This window comes from Metallosphaera javensis (ex Hofmann et al. 2022), from assembly GCF_022064045.1.
Lineage (GTDB): Archaea > Thermoproteota > Thermoprotei_A > Sulfolobales > Sulfolobaceae > Metallosphaera > Metallosphaera javensis.
The window spans coordinates 34,477-52,315 of the sequence record NZ_JAKNCW010000002.1 but is presented as its reverse complement, the minus strand read 5'-3'; the positions used below and the strand labels follow the sequence as shown (position 1 = coordinate 52,315).

The following is a 17,839-nucleotide window of genomic DNA, read 5'->3' as shown; positions in this document are numbered from 1 at the left end:
ACCTGCTTATCACAAGAAGTCTCGTTATGACTTTCAAAAACGACTCCCTGGTATGACCTTTCAACCAAGCTTTACATAGTCACGTCAGAGGAAAACCGCTATTAACGCAGGATACCCTTTTACACTGAAGTTGAACAAGTATTACTTTATCCTCATCCTAGGTGGGATAACCTTCGGTACTGCGGCCATATTCATCAAGCTTTCAGAAATGTCTCCGGGAATGATTGCCTTCGCCAGATTCTTCATAGCTGGACTAATACTATCCAGGGGAAAACTGGATCCTAGAAAGATACTTTCCCAGTGGAAGGTGGGACTTTTGTTATCAGCCCACATGATACTTTTCATTTTCAGCGTCTATCATACCACAATTATTGACTCCACGGTGCTGGTATCCACGTCTCCACTGTTTTCTTTGGCTCTCGCTCCACTGGTCGGAATCCCCACAACTAGAAAGGAAATCATAACAGGACTAGTGGCCTTCCTAGGGGTTGTCCTCATGAATTTTCCCGTAAATCAAGGTTATCTTCTAGGAAATCTCATGGCGATAGTATCCGCCTTCACCATAGCTCTCTACACCATCCTTCTTTCCAAGACCGGCACTGAAGATCCTCTCCTCCTGACATCTTACATTTACTTAATGTCGAGTTTATTTAGCCTCCCAGTAGCCTTATTGCAGGGACCCGGAAGGATAGATTTACCCTCTACGCTATCCCTTCTGGGACTCATAGCCCTACCAACTCTGGTGGGACATACCTCAGTTATCTACGCCTCGGGGCATGTTAAACCTCAGCATATAGAGGTAATTGGTCTTCTGGAGCCGGTTGTTGCAACCCTCCTGGCATTGCCAATATTCAATCAAGTGCCCAGCTTGCTTGAGATAGTTGGTGGAGGAATGATCGTTCTTTCAATATCCATCCTCACCTGGAGAAGGTGACCCATTTTTCTGCAGAGCTCCTGATTGATTTGTATCTGTACTGAAAGCTCTTTGATGCACAGCAAATGGGATTAGTCCCTTTATCCACGTTTATAAGGAAACATTGAGTTAATTATTTCGATGGATATCTCAAACCTGTTACAGTCAGGCAACCTGAATCTGGCCCTGCTGAAACTCAGGGAACTGGTGGAGCAAAATCCATCCAAGGAGAACTATCAGCTCCTTGGCAGGGTTCTCCTGGAACTGGGAAGAGATGATGAGGCAATTGATGCGTTTATCAAGGGGGAAGATTACGTGAGCGCATCTAAGTTGCTGGCATTGAAGGATCCAGACTTAACCCTTAACCTTCTTAAGGATAGGGAAGGTAAAGAGGTCAGGATAATTCGCGCAATGTTGCTTCTCAGGAAGGAGAGATACGACGAGGCACTTAAGGAGATTGAAAACCTGGAGGATAAGGATCCTCTGGTTCTGAAGGTAAAGGGGATCTCAGAGTATTTCATGGGGAGGTTTTATGAAGCGCTTCAAGATCTCAGCAGGGCCATATTCTCTTATCCCTTGGATGCTGATCTCTTCTATTTTAGAGCCCTTACTAGGATCTCACTGGGAGACGAACAAAACGCCGAAAAGGACCTGGATATTGCCATAAACCTTAATCCCTATTACGCTGAGGCATACTTAAACAAGGGAATCCTCACAGAAAAAAGGGGAGATATTCAAGGAGCTATCAGGTTGTACACCAAAAGCATCAATCTCAAGCCCAACTACAAGGAGGCATACATTAGGAGGTCAAAGGCCTACTCCCAGCTCGGAAGAGAGGAGGAGGCCAGATCAGATCTGGCCAAATCAGAAAAACTAGATTAGCGGGTCTAGCACAGTTTATTGTGTATTTCAAGTCAAAGGCTCCTTAAATATACGACAATGCGGGGTACCGATTAGCTCTGGACCTGAGCGTATGAGTAAATTACAGGTTCCAGCTGAGAAGACGTAATTATCGTAACCTTGACCAGCGTTGAATTGGAAAGACTTGCCCCTGTGAACTCCACGTGAAGAGTGGTAATTGAGCCTGCAGGTAATGTGAAAGTCGTCGTGTTCTCCAGGTTACCTAGTGTGACGCTTTCCACTCTTATTGTAGTGGTCCCCGAGTTTTCAAGCGTAACGTTTAGCTCCAGTTTCCCATTATTTTCGGAAAGCGTCGGAACGCCTCTGACATACACTATGTTCTGCGAGCCATATGATTTGAATAGTGTAAAACCAAGAAGGGAGACAGTCAAAGTTAATGTAACTGCTACCACTACTAAGATCAATACAACTATAGAGTCTGAAAGACCACACTTAACTTTGTTCATTATAGAAGATAAGGTAATATTTTCTATATAAAACTTGCTATTCATGTCTGGGCTTGTTCTCCCGATAATTGGATTAATTTTACCCATTAGCAAAATCTTTATGAATGTTCCGTGCCATATAATCTACTTCAGTCAAGTTTTGCTATTATCACGACATGAGGAAGCAAATACAACACTTGAATGAGGGGAAGGGGAAAACACTGGATAATAATTTCTCGCGTAATTTAAAATTACACGGTATGGTCGCATGATCTCTTATGCCTCCTGGAAATGTCCTGAAATGGGGCCTTGCATCTACTCCAGACGAGAATTGGGGTCACGCTAAGATTAAAGTACGGGAATCGTATCACGTATTCATGTTAGCTTCCTATGGGTTACAACGACTCACTGCTAAATACAAGTTGCATCCTTGTTTCAAATGCACGCGTTCCCTACCATTTCGTGGATAACGTGAGGTCCATACGGGAAATTCGGTCATTAAGACAGCCTAATACCATGTTACTGATTCATTCTGTCGCTGTATTACCCCTGTAAACGATCGCGGTTAACGCTCCACAACTCACTTACCAGTAGCGTATTAAGACTAAGCACGTTTATCTAGTAAGGAAAATGGATTGATGCACTTATCGATGCACCGGTCAGTGCACTGATCATCTCTATCACGTCAATCCATAAATAAACTAGATTTGGATATTAATAGAAAAATGTTATCACTCTTTTGGTATAGCCCAGACAAACAGCATTCAGGGGTAATACTGATGGAACGTAATATCCTGATCTGACCCCTAGGTAACAGTTCAATTCAGTGAAACAAATAAAACAAATTTACTTGTAAAGCATTATTAAATCGGCGTATTTGTAATCAACAACTAATAATAGCCATCTAGGCATCATAACCATGGCGCAATGTAAAGCAAATTTACTTCTAGCCTGCAGTCTGTTACGCCTTTCAAGGCCCCCTAAGTCTTGGATAGCGGTACCAAGTCAACTCGATATTCGCCGGATACCCTTTCTGCCACCTCATGATCTGATGTTACAATGATTCCACCCATTTTATCCGCTGTGGCCACTAGAAAAGAATCCCCCAGGGATAGGTTATATTTTACCCTGATTTTGTAAGCAGTCTCAGCCAATTCCCTGTCCACTTCAACTGGCTTAACAAAGGTGAGGAGGTAGTTAACCCTAACCCCTGAAGCCTTCACCCCGAACTTCCTTGCGTAGTGGAAGGCAAACTCGGAGAGGTTGATAACATTTATCACCTTCTCGTCACGGTTCAGAAAGTACCTCTTGACGGAGGGAGTGCCTGCAAAGAACTGGAATATGATGTTGGCATCAAGGATGTACCTTTGCACGTTCCTCTTCCCTTTCCTTCACGTGTTCGCTAGCCAGCTCCTCTAGTCCCATCCCCTCATCCATGCCAAACAGTTCTTCGGGAGATTTCTTGGGAAGGATGTGCACCCCATACTCATCGCTGTAAATGATCACCTCGTCACCTTCCTTCATGTGATGTAGATCTCTCATCTCCTTTGGAATCACCACTATCCCCTTCCTGTGAATCTTGGTGGTGGATCTCATAATAATGGTTTAACTTCCAGGGTAATAAGGTTTAACTCGGGCTTCCCACCCTGAAACGGTTTTCCTGAACTTCGAAACAAGTTACTCAAATAGAGAATAGTCGTCCAGTATAACAACCTTATCCTTTAGCGCCTCCTTCCATCCTATCTTATTCATCTTTATCCTAAATTCCTCGGGGGTATAGGGCTTTACCTCAAATCCTTCTCCAATCCTGAACATATCGAATCGATCCAGGAACCTGACCCCTGCAAATTTCTCGGAAATTAAAACCAGATCCACGTCACTCCATAAGTTGAAGTCTCCCCTAGCGTAACTGCCGTAAAGGACTACAGTTACCTTTCCCAGACTTTTCCGCCATTCCTCTGCGTAAGTTTTAACCTGAAGAAGAACCGCTTCCCTCTGCTTTCTCCTTTCTTCTAAGATCCTCTCCAGCCACCTTCACCATATCTATTATTTTTGACGCGCACTCAATAGCCTTTTGCTTATCACTCTCGCTATAGGATTCCTGCGGGATAGCTTCCTCCGGCAGGACATCAGGATACCTTGACGGTATGTAGATACGGGCAAGAAACAGGGCACAATCCATCATTGGGCCCGAAATGTCCAGTCCAGTTCTCTTTAGGAGGGATGGCAAATCATGCCCGAAATACTGCTTTCCTATTAAGATGAGGTAGGCCTTTACGGAGAGTTGCGCGGCCTGCTCCGCCTTAAAGCACGCCCAGTTAAAATCGCTGTCCTTTTCAGCGCTTCTCAAGGTACTTACTGACGCCCTCATCCATCGCTCGTACTCGCTCCAATCCAACACGTTTTCAATTGGCCTGATACTGTTAAAATCTCTTCTCCATACCGTCTTTGGTGGAACTCGGAGCTCTGCGATTCGCCAAGGTCCCTTCACTTCAATGACTTTAAAACCATAAATTACCCTTTCGAATTTTTAATACACTCGCTACATCACTCTCTGGATATAGCTACTTTCACTCTTCCTGAGGGAGTAATATCCATTAACGTAATACTTTCAATTTCAGAAAAGATCGTGAATGCCAAGGTTTCCAGTGGAGATAGCGTCTTTTCAGGGGATATCCTTAACCCTAGTAATATTTGGTATAGTTAACTCGAGATTAACTTGACAGTGGAAGGGAGTGAGATATACGGAGGTAAAGTGAAGGAGTTGCGAGAAAACACGTTAATCGAGAAAATTCTTCGCCAGGAAGTTGTTTCCTATGGAAGACGAAAAAAGCAATTAATGACCAAGTTTTATTCATTTATACTCTGGATCTGCATGATAACAATATTAATCTTCTTCTAACGTAGTTTTAACATATTTCGCGGAAACATAAATGAGAGAAACTCCCTCATTTTCTAGAGTTTACACTCTAGACACTGCCCAACTCCGTTCTTATTGGAGACTCAAAAGCAAATAATTTGTGATTTCCAAAAATATTCCATTCGCAGAATAACCTAAAATTTGTCGGGCAACATTCTGGGACAAAAGTTACTCCAACAACCTGGCTATGTCTTAAGCTACCAAATGCAATGCATCATCTAGATCCTGTCACGAGTGAAAAGTAGACAAATATAATGATAAAATGATAGGAAATAAGTTGTATGTTTTTTAATTCTCCATTCTTATGATTGATCATCTTTGATGCAAAAGACAATCAAACTTATATGATAAATCTAAAGTTTAAGCTTTATGGCATTGGGAAACCTAGCGACATATCCGCCGGCAGCGGTACCCCAAGGTTGAGTTTAGGATCCAACTCCTGGATGCTAACGGCTACAACGCTCGTCATGATACAATCAGTTCCGGCCCTTGCCCTCTTCTACGCCGGCATGACCAGAAGTAGGTTTTCCATGAACACGGTGATGATGGTTCTTTACTCCTTTGCATCAACGTTCCTTGTATGGACCATCCTAGGTTATTCACTTAGCTTCTATTCATCATCCATACATGTGGGCGGGCTCAATTTCCTGGGGCTACCTCTTCCCGCCTGGAACTTACCCATGTTTGGGGAAACCGTGTATGGTCCCACGGGGACTCCGCTCAATATCCCATTCCTCACATTTGTTATGTTTCAATTCGCCTTTGCTGCCATAACCCCGGGACTTATAGTAGGGGCCATAGTGGAGAGGACGAACTTCAAGGCATGGATGTTGTTCTCCCCCATCTGGATTGTGCTGGTTTACGCTCCGGTAGCCTACTGGTTATTTGCAGGTGGCTGGTTAAACCAGCTAGGGGCTGTGGATTACTCTGGTGGATACGTGATTCATATGACCGCAGGGTACTCCGCGCTAGCCCTCGCTATGGCAATAGGACAGAGAGGAGTTATCACGGCTCCCTTGGTATGGATGGGGCTGTACAAGCTACTACCCAGGCTAAGGGTAGACGATGCCTTAGGGGTTTTCCCAGTTCACGGTATTGGAGGGACCGTGGGAGGTTTGCTGACCGGCCTCATGATAGATCCTGCAGTGTCCCAGTATTTCCTTCCTGGATATAGAGGTGCACTATTTGGAAACTGGCATCAATTTCTGGTGCAGGGGTTGGCAGTACTGGTGGTGGGAGCTTATTCCTTCATTGTGAGTTTAGGTCTGGCTAAGCTGATAGGTAAAATAACCCCGTTGAGGCTAACTAGGGATGAGATAGCCCAGGGAGATTACGCAGTACATGGAGAGACTGCCTATCCTGATGTCATGGCGAAAGAACAGATTAAGTTAGAAAAGAAGAGCGAGAGAAAAATTACAGAAGAGAAATAAAAAAGTGATTCGCCATTCGTTGTGAAATCGAGACGTGATGCGTTAAACGTAAGGAAAACTTTTTGGCGTTGTGTCCATTTCCAATAGGCTTATACGCGGTACCACGCAAATCAAATTGAGGAAAATTGAAATATGAAGGCGACGTACAGCATTACAAAGTACAGAACTGACAAGATCAGCCCCTCTGCAAACGTCAACTTACCATCTCTAACTATCGCTATTCCTATTAAGTTGGAAATGAGAGCTAGGAGTAAGAAGGGTCCCCTAACATCTACGAAGTCTAACCCTACTAAACCTAGAAGAAAGGTCGCATTCTGTATCTTGCTACCGAAATAACTCACCACCGCGGTTGAGCCTCCAGCCGGGTATCTGAGGGCTATCCTCAAGGCGGACATTCCTTCTTCTAACTCAGCCACAACGGGGGTGAGTGCAAGGGATATCCAGGTTTGAGAAATCCCGCTATAAGTTGCTATATCCGAGATCAAGTTGACGAAGTAGGGTGAGAGCACTACCACTATGCCCCCACCAACCAGTACCTCCATCACGCTCTTGACGTTGATTTTACCTCTGGTACCCCTCCTGATCCTAGAGGCTACATAGTAAACGTAAATTGAGAATAGAACTGCAGAGAATAAAGGATTCAGGTCACCTAGGGCCAGGGACACAACTAAGATGATGGAGGCAAGGGTCATAACCAATAATTCCCGCTTGTAGTCTCCCTTCATGGTCAGGGACTTGCCCCACTTTAAATGATAGGCAATTGCAACCAATCCAAGGCCCAGGGTGAATAGAACTACATTACCTCCAACGGCTGAGCCGAGGGCAATCCCACCCTTGTGTTCCAGTACCGCCACAAGGACTATCAATGTCTCGGGTAGTGCAGTGAGAGTCCCCAGTATCACTCCCCCTGCGAGACCTTGACCCATGACTCTCTCTAGGTCCTCCACTCCTCTTGAGAGAAGTTCCGCCGAGAGTAACATTAGAAATAGCACTAGCAAAAACTGTAATAACAGGTAAGATAGTTCCATCACGTCAAACTGACAACATCTGTATTATAAGCTCAGAACATGGCGAGTCGGATGATGAAGGAGTGAGAGAAAACAAAAGATCAATTAGTTAATGATAGTCTTTGTGAATGAATCAATCAACCCACCGGTATACTGGAATATAAACAGTTTCAGTCATCTATATTACTAGTAACGCTAGACTCACGGCAACTATGAGCACTATGGCTGCGAAAACAGAGTTGAGAACGTGTCTCGATCTATACGTATTATTTTCCAAGTCTCTCTCCGTGAGATGATACGCTAAGAGCCCATACACTATCACTACCGCTCCAAGCACAATCATAACTTCACCGAAGATCACGGATTGCCCCACTCCCTTTACCCCTTTCAGGATCTGAAGGAAAAGAGCAAACTTGGCTATGACAAATCCAAATCCTATGAGCGCAATTCCGGTTCTTACCCAGGCTAAAAACGTTCTCTCGTTTGCCATATGGTCCGATGGGGATACCATGGTTAGAGAATAAGATGGAAAGAAAAAAGTTTAGAGATATCTCTTGAGGACAGACATGGGATTGGAGAGGTTAGCCGTGAGGAGAGCCTCCTCCGGGCTGTGACCGAAAGCGAAGGCCAGCAACTGCGTAAAGTACACCAGTGGCATTCTCAGATCTTCTCCATACTTCTCAGCTATCTTGTTCATGTTGGTCTCTATGGCCACGTGTCCCAGTGGGCAGTCAGTTATTAGGAGTTCTGCACCATTTCTCTTGGCATCCTTCAGAATCCTGGCCTCAAGATGCAGTGAGGTGGTGACGTCGGAGTAAACGTGAGGTCCTCCGCAACACATCGTCTTGGACTCAAATGGAACTACTTCGGCACCAAGCGCCCTCAACAGTTCGTCCATAAACACTGGCCTCTCTGGGTCATCCTTCATCTTCATGTACCCTGTCAGCGTGTAGGCCTTAGGTCTGGAATACAGACAACCGTAGTATGGGGCTACCTTCAGTCCCTGAAGTGGCCTCTTTACCCTAGCTTTTACGCCCTCTGGTCCTACTGTGTTGTAGATGAACTCAACGGCATGGATCATGAGCAGTTGCATATCGTACTGTTTCTCTCCCATCTTCTCCAGATAGGAGTTAACCTTCTCCCTGAGTTTTGGATACCTTGTCATGAAGTACTGGGTCCTCGATAGGGAATAGTGGCATCCTGGACAGGCTGACATCACGGCATTGGCTCCCATCTGCCTCGCCAGGGAGAGGTTTCTGGCGGGGAGCAGTAGTCCAGCCATGGTATTTACGTTCTTGACTTCCAGAGCTCCACAGCAGTTGTAGTCCTCGATTTTCTCATAGTTTATTCCAAGGTCTCTCGCTACCAGCTGTAGAGATACGTCATATGACTTCCCTAGTCCGTCCAGAGCACAGCCCGGATATAGGGCTACTTTACCGTATGGGTTAGCTATCTCGGTCATTCTGGGGTCACCTCCTCCTTCATTGCCTCCTCAAGGACAGGCTTTATCCTGTCCCACTCCTTCACCCTACTGGGCTTCATGAGGTCCTTTATTAACCCTGACTTGAGCAGTGGGCCCATCATGGTGAGCAGATCCCTCAAGCTCATGGTAACAAACCCAGCCTTAGCAGATGCGCCACCAAGCAGGAGTTCGCTGATCCTTCCTCCATTCTTCATCACCGTCTCCAGGAAGAGCTCATCGAACACGGTTCCTGGATCGGTCTTGACGAGACCATGCTTCAGTAGGTAGTTATGAATGCTGTGTACAACCTCCTCTACCAGTACTCCCTTAGGGCATCTATGGGTGCACTTCTGGCATGATACACATCTCCAGATGCTGTCCTGAAGCTCTATTAGCGATTGTTTGTCTCCCTTTCTGGCTAGATCAATGAACCTTCTGGGACTGTAGTTTGGATCATACTCCCTCATGGTACAGCCTGAGGTACAGGTTCCGCATTGCCAGCAGAGGCTGATAGTGGCACCTTCAACCGTGTTGGCAATCTCATCCCACACGGACTGGTCGTAGCCTGTTTGCGTCCTCTCTATCATGAAGGCGTTCCATGTTCCGTCTAGCTCTACTCCATCTACTATTACCTTGTCTTTTTGAATTAAACCCTTTATAATGGGTTTTTCCAAATTAGGTATGGGCAAGTTTTATCACCTTTATATATGGTTTTAGGCCCATAACCAGGGCCGTGGTTGTGAGGTGTGTGGGGATTAACCCCGCAGCCTTCTTATCGACTGCGAGGTGTGTAGTATAGTCCAAATACCTCACATATGCGTATACAAGAAAAATGGAAGTTGGATAATAATTACCTGTAGACAGACCGAAGACCTCAAGGACCTTCTTAAGCTCGTTCACCGAGGATAGGAACTCTTCCGTGGATTTGAGAGATAGATTCTCCTTCAGCACGTAATTGATGGAGCCTGTATTTCTCTTGGGATTCCATATCCATCTAGTCCACAGGGGATACTCCTCAGGATAAAGATAATGGATTATCTCCTTGGCCATATCCTCCATGTCCTCCTGATCGGAGGCCCTCACCGCGGAGACGAACTTTTCCACTCTTTCCTGATATGACAGATTCTCGTTTCTGAGGGTTTCAAGGGCCTTCGAAAACGCTGTTACACCAGTGTTCCTCAACACGTCGTCGTAATGCTTCCTTGCGTAGAAGACTGAGTCGAAAACCTGTTTCATTTCCTCCTCAGTATCAACCTTTACGGTCCTGAGGAAGTCGGTCTTTAATTTCATTGCCTCAAGTATGAGATTGAGGGACTTCTTGGCGTCCCCTGAGGCAGTGTTATTCACGTCTACATTTAACATTGCATTGTAAATCTCACGGACGAAATCAACGCTCAAAAAAACTGTGCTAATGATGGGCCACCTCGACCCTCTTCTTCGCGAAGTCGGATTCGTCCCATACGCCCTTGGTCACATACTCATAGGCCTTCATGGCAGCGGCATATCCCTCGGTGATGGAGTCAGAGATGGTCTTGGGACCAGTTATGGCACCTGCCAGGAATATTCCCTTCTTAGTGGACTGCACCGGTAATCTGTCCGGGTCTATGGGCTTTACGAACCCGTGCTCCTCAAGTTCTAAGCCTAGGGCCTTTGCCACCTGCTTTGAACCTAGTCCTAACTCCATGCCGTTGGCTAGAATCACCATATCGTAGGGAACCACAAGCGCCCTGTTCAGGTTCATGGTGTCCTCACCCTTGATTATCACTGTGTCATTTGGCCCTCTCATGAACTCGGATATCCTTCCCCTGATGTAACCGACCCTGTACTCCAGCTGGGACTTCCAGTAGAGCTTATCCTCCATTAGACCATAGGTCCTGATGTCCATGTAGTAGATGTGGACTACCGCATCTGGCACTCTCTCCTTTATCTCCATGGCCTGCTTCGTGGACACCGCACAGCAGACCCTGGAGCAGTAAGTGTTACCCACAGTGGCGTCCCTGGATCCCACACAGAGAAGAATGGCAACCCTCTTGGGTGGTACACCCTTGGTCGTTACGAGCTTATTCTCGGAGAGCATCCTTTCTATGTCTGAGATCTGATATATGTTTGGAATTATGCCGTAACCGTACTCGTACTTTCTCCTGGAATCGAAGTGCTCAAACCCGGAAGCTGCAATTATTGCGTTTACTTTCTCATTAGTTATTTTTCCGGACTTATCTTTAATGGAGACGGTAAAGCCTTTTCCCTCGTCCTTAACACCCTCAACTATACTTTCCATGTAGGTTTTTACTCCGCTTGACTCCACGCCCTTAATCAGGGGGTCAAGCACCTCTGAGGCTGGCCTAAGCTCTGGGAAGAGTAAGCTATACTTCAGTTTCTTAGGAGTGCCTCCCAGATATGACTCCCTTTCAACTAAAACCACATCTACGCCAAGGTTTCTTAGCTCCTTGGTTGCCGACAGACCGGCCGGACCGGACCCTATTACAAGAACCCTTTCTCCTGCCAAATTCCCACTCTCAGATCATTTTTAATAAAAATAATTAAAAAGGTTTACTTAGAAGTGTTTGGCACTTGGGCCTTATCGCCCTTGTACCACTTTACCCTTTCTGGGACTGAGAGGTAGAAGTCGATCTTCCTGTGGGGCTTGTAGAGGTACTCGGGCTCTGCTTTCCCTTCTCTCAGGTCAGCCAAGTACTGGATGAACTTCTCCTTGTAATCATCCACGTTTACGCCTATCTTCCTCATGAATCCTTCTACGTCAGTAGCGTGCCAGTGAACCTGGGCGATGGTGTAGGGATCAGCACCCATTGCAATGGCAGCGAACTGAGCGTCTGCTAGCACTGGCAAGTTATAGTTGAAACCGTGAGCCTTTCCTGCCCACTGGCTCTTGTCTAGAGTGGTAACACATCCGGTGTCGGAGGTCACGAATATGTCGGCCTTTCCTTCCTCGACTGCCGGAATAACCTTCTTGAATAGTGCAAAGCTCCTGGAGAACTCCCTCTCAGTCAGGATATGCCTGAAACCGAAACCACAGCAATCCCACCACGTGGAGTAGTCAACCAGTTTGGCTCCGAAGTTCTGTGCAGTACCGCTCGGAGCTGCTGGCCTTCTACCCTGGAATACCTCTGGATCATAAATTGTGTCCTCGGGCACTAGCTTGTATACATGGCATGGTGTGTGAACTGCAGCCCTTATTCCGCTGAGATCATACTTCTTCTGCTGGGCTGCCTTCTTGCTCATGGTGTATAGCCATTCTGAATAGTGAACCACCTCTTCCGGTATCACTATATCCATATCCATTTTCCTCATGATGGGTCTCAACTTGTCCCTAATCTCTTTGTGGAGAACTAGCATGTTCCTGATCTCCTTATAGTGACCAAATGAGGTTCCACAGTGGATTAGTGGGAAGTAATCTATCTCGTATGCCCTCCACATGTTCCTGACATATACTCCAGCCAGAGCCACAGGGTTAGACGCGCCGGAAGCGTGATAGTTCCATCCGGTACATGAGGTCTGATGAGGCTCGTCCATGTAGTCTATCTCCATTTTGTTCATCATCCAGAACACGGAGGTGGGATAGCCTGGGATATGACCGCACTGCCCACAGCTCTTGTGTTGCCATAACTTGGTAGTTGGAATGATCTTGGGAGAGCCGTTCAGGGTCTGCATCTTCACGGGGTTGTTGTAGGGCTTAATGTGATGCACAATTATCTCGCCCTTGTCCTCAAGCTTGTATAGCTCCTCCTTCACGTGTTGTAGGCCATGAGGTGTACTATATCTGTAGATTATTCTTTGATACACTTCGTTCCAGTCAACATTGTCAGCCATGGGGAAGGCTTCCTTGAGCTCTTCCTCCATTTTCTTATCCATTTCCTGCGTAGCCAAACTTTACACCTTCAATCATTATTATTCCTCAGGGTTATATACTTTACTTATTAAACATTTTATGTAACTATGAAAGGTTTTTCTAAACTCAAGCAAATAGCGAGAAAAAGGGAAAAAAGTTAAAAAGAAAGACTAAAGGTCTAACCAGCTGTCTGGAAGCTCGTTCTCGTCCAACTCTCCCTTTTGCCACTTCTCCTTGATTTCCTCCAGCTGAGACTTCCTGTCCTCGTAGATATCCATGATCATGTCATAAAGGTCTTTGTCAACTCCTCTGAGTGAATCCATGACTCCTGACTCTATCATGATGGTCATCATTTCAACTGCAGTCTGAAGCGAGGGATGCCAGCCAATGTCTGTCCTCTGCATCAGGTCCACGGGAATAGCTTTTCTGTATACGTCCATGTTCTTCGATTCCTCGACTGCCTGTGGTCCCCAGTCTGGGAAGGAATCTGGCTGAATCATGTCTGGAGTAACTTGGTTACCCATAGTTAGCACGGTATAGAGGACCCTTCTATATGGAGCGAGGATCTCCTTGGCGGATGGCAGGGCAAACTGAACTGAATACTCTCTCAGGAGCATGATCAGACCAGCTATCTCATTGTTGAATGGACATCTCATGGAACACGTGTAACACTGCACACATGCCCATACTTTCTTGTTGGTGAACTCCCATATTTTGTCCACCTCGTCTCTCATCATGTACTGTATCATTTCCCTGGGACCGAAATCGTAGAACTTGGCTGCAGGACAACCTGAGGTGCAAACTCCACAGTTCAAGCAACCCCTCAGGTACTCGTTATATCTAAAGTCTGACTTCACTGCCTGCCAGAACTTTATGGCAGTTTCCCTATCTTGAGGTGACAGGTTTGATAGTAGATTTCTCTCCTCTTCTGGAACTGCACCCTGAACGTCGTATGCCATATCTAGAAATCTTGGATCGTCGGGTAGTTGGAGTATACTCTTAGCTTGTGCCATCTTTCCACAGGTAAATAATGATAAAAGGTGACTTATAAGTTTTGTTAAAAAAAATCTAAAATAAAATAAGTTACTTGGCCCTCTTCACGAGGATCCTAGTTACGCCGCCCTGCTGTTGAATGTCCAAGATTTGATGTCCTGTTCTTCTTGCCCATGCCTCTATATCAGGCTTGGCTGCTGGATCCGTGGCGAGTACCTCAAGAACCTCGCCAACATTTATTTGCTTTATTGCCTTAGCGGTCTCCATCACGGGGCCGGGACAATACATTCCCTTTACGTCAAGGGTTTTGGCTATTTTTGCCTCTTGTGACATTTATATCACCATCCAAGTTCAGATAAATAGGGTTGTTCCTCCCTCTGCCCTATCCAGGAAGGTGGCAACACCTACCACATCGTCAACGAAGTCAGCTAGATCTTCCTTCTTCAGGCCGAAGAACTCCATGGTTGTGGAGCACGCATATACCTTAACCTCGCCAACTTCCTTAGCCTCTCTCACCATCTGATGCCACATGGGGAACTTCATATCCATCATCCTCTTCATCATCATGGGGCCCATCTGCTCGTAGTTTTTGTCCACCTGTGGTTGAGCCTGCATTCCGTTCTTGCTAATTGCGTTCAAGCCCCAGAAGGTGAAGAACAAATTAACCTCGTACCCTGAGGCTGCTGCGCCTGAAGCTAGAATGCCCACAGGCATCAGCTTATCCACTGTTCCTGAGAAGACTATTATGGATAACTTCTTTCCTGCCAAACTTTCACCAAAATATCTTTTATATCAAAAATATTTAAGCTTTGTGGTGTTGTTTATAATTTGTAAAAACATTCTTTAATTATCAATTAGATAGGTATGTAAGATACTTACCCTCATTTCTCAAGAGATCCCTCGATGAATATGTTTGATAAAAAATATAAGTAAGCTAAATTAAATAATCATGAGGGATAGACTTGGCACAAACCCAAACTGAACAAACACAGGAGGAACAGAAGAAGAAAATCCTCATAGTTGTGACCCACGGACCAGAGGACCTTGACAGGACATATGCACCCCTCTTCATGGCATCAATATCTGCCTCAATGGAATACGAGACTTCCGTGTTCTTCATGATAAAGGGTCCATTACTGCTGTCAAAGAAGTGGCAGGAGGATGAGAGAAAGAAAGGAGGAAATCCGTTCATACACTTCTTCGACATGGCAAAGGACAACAACGTAAAGATGTACGTATGTGTACAGAGCCTTAAGGATATGTGCCACATGAATGAAAGTGACGTTGTGGATGGAATAGAACTTGTGGGAGGATCGACCCTAATAGATTTAACACTGGATGCGGACAGAACACTGTTCTTCTGATTCCCATGAAGTTTGACGTTGTGGTAATAGGCGGTGGCTCCGGCGGTTACATAGCAGGATCAGTGCTGGCGAGGAGCGGGAAAAAGGTACTGGTAATAGAGAGGGAAAAGTTCGGAGGGGTCTGCGTAAGGTCAGGATGTGTTCCAAGTATTTTTTTATATGATGTTTCTTTTTCCCTAGCAAGGTTCTCTGAGATTGGGAACTATAAGGGGTTATCGGTGGATGTTGGAGTAAGGGATATATTCGCGTCTAGAAACACCATGATAGAGTACCTTTCTGATGCAGGACAAAGGCTGGTTGAGGATGCTGGTGGGACAACAATGATGGGAGAGGCCAAGATTAGGGGGTCAAAAGTTGAGGTAAATGGAAAGGAGATAGAATTCGATAAGATGGTTATCGCCTCGGGCTCCTCGCCTGCTTTGCCCAGAATTAAGGGAGCAGAGGATGGGATGACCGAGGATCAAGCGGTTAACCTCAATTATGTACCCAGGGAGCTTGTTGTGGTCGGGGGAGGATTTGCAGGGGTTGAGATAGCCCAGTTCTTTGCTAGGTTGGGATCCTCAGTGTCCCTTATCACGCGGGGAAATGTGCTCCACGAAATGGGGGAGGACGCGAGGAAGGTGATTATGGACTCCCTAGAGTGGGACGGAGTCACAATAAAGGAAAACTGCGAACCAGTATATCAGGATGGCAAGTTACTAAAAACAACCTGCGGTGAGTTCAGGGGTGAAGTTGTATACGCCACCGGGAGGAAGCCTAACATCCCTGACGACGTGAAATCCCTCGGAGTGGAATTCAACTGTAATGGAATAGTTGTGGATAGGTACATGAGGACAAGCAACCCACGGGTTTGGGCCATAGGCGATGTTGTGGACAAGAAGAGAAAGGTGGCCCATTCTGCCATGATGGAGGGAGTTATTGCTTCCCTTTCGATTCTCGGACAGCCCGTGGAGGTGGATTACTCGGCCGTTCCACAGGTGGTCTACACGGACCCCCAGATTGCTGTGGTAGGGGAAAGGGAAAACGCCGTTAAGTTCAGTTCCTTTCCTCTTGGCGCCTCTACAAGGGCCATTATCCACGGTATCAGGGAAGGGTATGTGAAGTTGGGTTTCGACGAACAGGACAGGGTGTGTTTTGGTGAAGTTGTGTCCCAATACTCAGAGGAAATAATTAACATTATTTCCATAGCAATAAAATCGAGGATGAAGGCAAGGGATCTGGCCCTCACGCCATTTGTTCATCCATCCATCTCAGAAAGCGTAAGTAACGCAGCTAAAGCATTATTTAACTTGGACGTGGATGTATTCAAGGATAGGAATGGAACTTAAGGAGTATCTGGAAAAGAAGAATTTCTCTTACACAAGGAACGGTGACGTTGAGATGATAACCATGGACGATTATTCCTTTTATATTAAGGGCACTGAGGTTCACATACCCATACCGCTTCCCACGGGAAGGGAGAAACTTGATGATCTGGTAACCATGGGGACTTACTATGCCAGGGCCTCGAGGTTAGTTCAGGGAATAGGAGAGCCAGTAACCTATGCGTTGAGGGAGACAACTGTGGAAGTGGTCATTCGCTTCAATGATCGAAATGAATTGGAACAAAAGTTAATTAAAGCCCTTGAGGGAATTGAGAGTTTGAGGTATTTCATGTGAGCTACGATAGCATTGTCAAGCAGTATGTCAAGGTTCTGAGAAACCTGAAGATAAGTCACTGTAAGGCCTCCGAGTTAATATCTCAACTTAGCGGGGCCAGTATTGAAGTAGAGGAAAGTGAAGGATGCGAAAGGCCTCAAATTCAGGTGTGGTCCAATGGCAGGAGGCATTTCTCATACCTAGGTATTCCATCTATGAATGAATTGTGGCCTTTCCTTAATGCCCTGGTCAGGATTTCCACGAATACCGTTCAGCTCGACCAGCAGGAGCTGGACATGGCGAAAATGGTAAGAGGAAACGTGAAGTTATTCGTAACCCCAGATTGCACCAAGTGTCCCATTGCTGCCGAACTCCTCTACCAGGTTGCCCTTGTGAATCAAAACGTGGAATTGGAGATCATAGATAGCGAGGTCTACGATGACCTAGCGAAGAAATATCACGTGATGAGCGTTCCAAAGATAGTCCTTAACGACAAGACTGAGATCCCTGGAGGATTTCCTCCCAACATAGTCTTGAAGATGCTGGTAAAGTCTAGTCAGGGGACACAACCTTAACTCCTAGTCTCTCCGCCTCCTTCTTTACCTTCTCGTCCGAAGCAATCAGAATTGCCTGAAGGTCTGACGCAACCATTATGGCCTCTGCCTCATGCATGGGCAGGCCTGAAAAGGTCCCAGGCTTATGCGAGTAAGCCCTGACCCATACACCCCTATCCAGCGCGTAGTCAATATTTATGTGGTTCTGAAGCGCGTAAGAGACCCCGTAGGTGGTGACTATTAACTTGTACTCCGAAAACTTCTCAAGAATAACGGCCAGTTTCGAGTAAGAACTGGGTGAGATTACGGCAAACATATTCATTAAAATTATTTAAGTAATGATATATAAGGAGTAGTGAAACAGT

Annotated in this window: 23 protein-coding genes; 7 read left to right on the top strand and 16 right to left on the bottom strand. The window is 45.8% G+C overall.

Annotated features, from left to right (window positions below; all coding sequences use genetic code 11):
- Positions 1 to 130: 130 nt before the first annotated feature.
- Entirely contained in the window at positions 131 to 934 is an 804-nt protein-coding gene (locus L3N51_RS02060) for a DMT family transporter (protein ID WP_238025051.1), read from the top strand.
- Positions 935 to 1,054: 120 nt separating this feature from the next.
- Positions 1,055 to 1,795 (top strand): tetratricopeptide repeat protein, encoded by a 741-nt coding sequence (locus L3N51_RS02055; protein ID WP_238025050.1) that lies wholly within the window; start codon positions 1,055 to 1,057, stop codon positions 1,793 to 1,795.
- Positions 1,796 to 1,866: 71 nt separating this feature from the next.
- Here L3N51_RS02055 and L3N51_RS02050 read toward each other — a convergent pair whose 3' ends face one another.
- The 5 genes from L3N51_RS02050 to L3N51_RS02030 all read right to left on the bottom strand — a co-directional run bounded on the left by L3N51_RS02050 (position 1,867) and on the right by L3N51_RS02030 (position 4,660).
- The gene (locus L3N51_RS02050) at positions 1,867 to 2,280 is read right to left on the bottom strand and encodes a hypothetical protein (protein ID WP_238025049.1); all 414 of its coding nucleotides are present in this window, start codon (positions 2,278 to 2,280) and stop codon (positions 1,867 to 1,869) included.
- Between the two features lie 959 nt (positions 2,281 to 3,239).
- Entirely contained in the window at positions 3,240 to 3,632 is a 393-nt protein-coding gene (locus tag L3N51_RS02045; protein WP_238025048.1) for a type II toxin-antitoxin system VapC family toxin, read from the bottom strand.
- Positions 3,613 to 3,855: an AbrB/MazE/SpoVT family DNA-binding domain-containing protein gene (locus tag L3N51_RS02040; protein ID WP_238025047.1), complete on the bottom strand. Its 243-nt coding sequence runs from the start codon at positions 3,853 to 3,855 to the stop codon at positions 3,613 to 3,615. The genes L3N51_RS02045 and L3N51_RS02040 overlap by 20 nt, the downstream gene beginning before the upstream one ends.
- Before the next feature lie 81 nt (positions 3,856 to 3,936).
- Positions 3,937 to 4,278 (bottom strand): nucleotidyltransferase domain-containing protein, encoded by a 342-nt coding sequence (locus L3N51_RS02035; RefSeq protein ID WP_320056935.1) that lies wholly within the window; start codon positions 4,276 to 4,278, stop codon positions 3,937 to 3,939.
- Positions 4,229 to 4,660 carry a HEPN domain-containing protein gene (locus tag L3N51_RS02030; RefSeq protein WP_238025046.1) on the bottom strand — a complete coding sequence of 144 codons (432 nt, stop codon included), beginning with the start codon at positions 4,658 to 4,660 and terminating at the stop codon, positions 4,229 to 4,231. The genes L3N51_RS02035 and L3N51_RS02030 overlap by 50 nt, the downstream gene beginning before the upstream one ends.
- Positions 4,661 to 5,523: 863 nt before the next feature.
- On the opposite strand from L3N51_RS02030, the gene L3N51_RS02025 reads away from it, so the two are divergent.
- Positions 5,524 to 6,609, top strand: coding sequence for an ammonium transporter (locus tag L3N51_RS02025; RefSeq protein ID WP_238025045.1), 1,086 nt, complete (start codon positions 5,524 to 5,526; stop codon positions 6,607 to 6,609).
- Positions 6,610 to 6,719: 110 nt separating this feature from the next.
- Here L3N51_RS02025 and L3N51_RS02020 read toward each other — a convergent pair whose 3' ends face one another.
- From L3N51_RS02020 to L3N51_RS01975, 10 genes are all read right to left on the bottom strand, one after another.
- The gene (locus L3N51_RS02020) at positions 6,720 to 7,637 is read right to left on the bottom strand and encodes a sodium:calcium antiporter (protein ID WP_238025044.1); all 918 of its coding nucleotides are present in this window, start codon (positions 7,635 to 7,637) and stop codon (positions 6,720 to 6,722) included.
- 157 nt (positions 7,638 to 7,794) lie between these two features.
- Positions 7,795 to 8,127 carry a YidH family protein gene (locus tag L3N51_RS02015; protein ID WP_238025043.1) on the bottom strand — a complete coding sequence of 111 codons (333 nt, stop codon included), beginning with the start codon at positions 8,125 to 8,127 and terminating at the stop codon, positions 7,795 to 7,797.
- 30 nt (positions 8,128 to 8,157) lie between these two features.
- The gene (locus tag L3N51_RS02010) at positions 8,158 to 9,078 is read right to left on the bottom strand and encodes a CoB--CoM heterodisulfide reductase iron-sulfur subunit B family protein (protein ID WP_238025042.1); all 921 of its coding nucleotides are present in this window, start codon (positions 9,076 to 9,078) and stop codon (positions 8,158 to 8,160) included.
- On the bottom strand, positions 9,075 to 9,767 hold the full coding sequence (locus L3N51_RS02005) for a 4Fe-4S dicluster domain-containing protein (RefSeq protein ID WP_238025041.1): 693 nt from the start codon (positions 9,765 to 9,767) through the stop codon (positions 9,075 to 9,077). The genes L3N51_RS02010 and L3N51_RS02005 overlap by 4 nt, the downstream gene beginning before the upstream one ends.
- A complete protein-coding gene (locus tag L3N51_RS02000; protein WP_238025040.1) occupies positions 9,754 to 10,440 on the bottom strand; it encodes a hypothetical protein in 687 nt (228 codons plus the stop codon). The genes L3N51_RS02005 and L3N51_RS02000 overlap by 14 nt, the downstream gene beginning before the upstream one ends.
- Positions 10,441 to 10,486: 46 nt before the next feature.
- Positions 10,487 to 11,584: a CoB--CoM heterodisulfide reductase iron-sulfur subunit A family protein gene (locus L3N51_RS01995; protein ID WP_238025039.1), complete on the bottom strand. Its 1,098-nt coding sequence runs from the start codon at positions 11,582 to 11,584 to the stop codon at positions 10,487 to 10,489.
- A gap of 44 nt (positions 11,585 to 11,628) precedes the next feature.
- Positions 11,629 to 12,948 (bottom strand): heterodisulfide reductase-related iron-sulfur binding cluster, encoded by a 1,320-nt coding sequence (locus L3N51_RS01990; protein WP_425598001.1) that lies wholly within the window; start codon positions 12,946 to 12,948, stop codon positions 11,629 to 11,631.
- 147 nt (positions 12,949 to 13,095) lie between these two features.
- Complete coding sequence (locus L3N51_RS01985) at positions 13,096 to 13,938, bottom strand: 4Fe-4S dicluster domain-containing protein (protein ID WP_238025037.1); 843 nt, start codon at positions 13,936 to 13,938, stop codon at positions 13,096 to 13,098.
- A gap of 70 nt (positions 13,939 to 14,008) precedes the next feature.
- The gene (locus L3N51_RS01980; protein ID WP_238025036.1) at positions 14,009 to 14,251 is read right to left on the bottom strand and encodes a sulfurtransferase TusA family protein; all 243 of its coding nucleotides are present in this window, start codon (positions 14,249 to 14,251) and stop codon (positions 14,009 to 14,011) included.
- Positions 14,252 to 14,269: 18 nt separating this feature from the next.
- The gene (locus L3N51_RS01975) at positions 14,270 to 14,686 is read right to left on the bottom strand and encodes a DsrE/DsrF/DrsH-like family protein (RefSeq protein ID WP_012021491.1); all 417 of its coding nucleotides are present in this window, start codon (positions 14,684 to 14,686) and stop codon (positions 14,270 to 14,272) included.
- 194 nt (positions 14,687 to 14,880) lie between these two features.
- Here L3N51_RS01975 and L3N51_RS01970 point away from each other — a divergent pair, with 194 nt between their 5' ends.
- From L3N51_RS01970 to L3N51_RS01955, 4 genes are read left to right on the top strand one after another with little or no spacing between them, the layout of a single operon-like run.
- The gene (locus tag L3N51_RS01970; RefSeq protein WP_012021492.1) at positions 14,881 to 15,282 is read left to right on the top strand and encodes a DsrE family protein; all 402 of its coding nucleotides are present in this window, start codon (positions 14,881 to 14,883) and stop codon (positions 15,280 to 15,282) included.
- A gap of 5 nt (positions 15,283 to 15,287) precedes the next feature.
- Complete coding sequence (locus tag L3N51_RS01965; RefSeq protein ID WP_238025035.1) at positions 15,288 to 16,610, top strand: FAD-dependent oxidoreductase; 1,323 nt, start codon at positions 15,288 to 15,290, stop codon at positions 16,608 to 16,610.
- Positions 16,600 to 16,941, top strand: a complete 342-nt coding sequence (locus tag L3N51_RS01960) for a hypothetical protein (protein WP_238025034.1) — start codon at positions 16,600 to 16,602, stop codon at positions 16,939 to 16,941. The genes L3N51_RS01965 and L3N51_RS01960 overlap by 11 nt, the downstream gene beginning before the upstream one ends.
- Entirely contained in the window at positions 16,938 to 17,495 is a 558-nt protein-coding gene (locus tag L3N51_RS01955; protein WP_238025033.1) for a thioredoxin family protein, read from the top strand. Before L3N51_RS01960 ends, L3N51_RS01955 begins: the two co-directional genes overlap by 4 nt.
- On the opposite strand, the gene L3N51_RS01950 is transcribed toward L3N51_RS01955, so the two are convergent.
- The gene (locus L3N51_RS01950) at positions 17,473 to 17,790 is read right to left on the bottom strand and encodes a PIN domain-containing protein (RefSeq protein ID WP_238025032.1); all 318 of its coding nucleotides are present in this window, start codon (positions 17,788 to 17,790) and stop codon (positions 17,473 to 17,475) included. The genes L3N51_RS01955 and L3N51_RS01950 overlap by 23 nt on opposite strands.
- Positions 17,791 to 17,839: the final 49 nt, after the last annotated feature.

Coding starts and splice junctions, on each gene's coding strand:
- L3N51_RS02055 (WP_238025050.1), top strand. CDS start 1,055: ATGGATATCTCAAACCTGTTACAGTCAGGCAACCTGAATCTGGCCCTG.
- L3N51_RS01960 (WP_238025034.1), top strand. CDS start 16,600: ATGGAACTTAAGGAGTATCTGGAAAAGAAGAATTTCTCTTACACAAGG.
- L3N51_RS01985 (WP_238025037.1), bottom strand. CDS start 13,938: ATGGCACAAGCTAAGAGTATACTCCAACTACCCGACGATCCAAGATTT.
- L3N51_RS01950 (WP_238025032.1), bottom strand. CDS start 17,790: ATGTTTGCCGTAATCTCACCCAGTTCTTACTCGAAACTGGCCGTTATT.
- L3N51_RS02025 (WP_238025045.1), top strand. CDS start 5,524: ATGATAAATCTAAAGTTTAAGCTTTATGGCATTGGGAAACCTAGCGAC.
- L3N51_RS02050 (WP_238025049.1), bottom strand. CDS start 2,280: ATGAACAAAGTTAAGTGTGGTCTTTCAGACTCTATAGTTGTATTGATC.
- L3N51_RS02010 (WP_238025042.1), bottom strand. CDS start 9,078: ATGACCGAGATAGCTAACCCATACGGTAAAGTAGCCCTATATCCGGGC.
- L3N51_RS01965 (WP_238025035.1), top strand. CDS start 15,288: ATGAAGTTTGACGTTGTGGTAATAGGCGGTGGCTCCGGCGGTTACATA.
- L3N51_RS01980 (WP_238025036.1), bottom strand. CDS start 14,251: ATGTCACAAGAGGCAAAAATAGCCAAAACCCTTGACGTAAAGGGAATG.
- L3N51_RS02000 (WP_238025040.1), bottom strand. CDS start 10,440: ATGTTAAATGTAGACGTGAATAACACTGCCTCAGGGGACGCCAAGAAG.
- L3N51_RS01990 (WP_425598001.1), bottom strand. CDS start 12,948: ATGGATAAGAAAATGGAGGAAGAGCTCAAGGAAGCCTTCCCCATGGCT.
- L3N51_RS02015 (WP_238025043.1), bottom strand. CDS start 8,127: ATGGTATCCCCATCGGACCATATGGCAAACGAGAGAACGTTTTTAGCC.
- L3N51_RS02040 (WP_238025047.1), bottom strand. CDS start 3,855: ATGAGATCCACCACCAAGATTCACAGGAAGGGGATAGTGGTGATTCCA.
- L3N51_RS02020 (WP_238025044.1), bottom strand. CDS start 7,637: ATGGAACTATCTTACCTGTTATTACAGTTTTTGCTAGTGCTATTTCTA.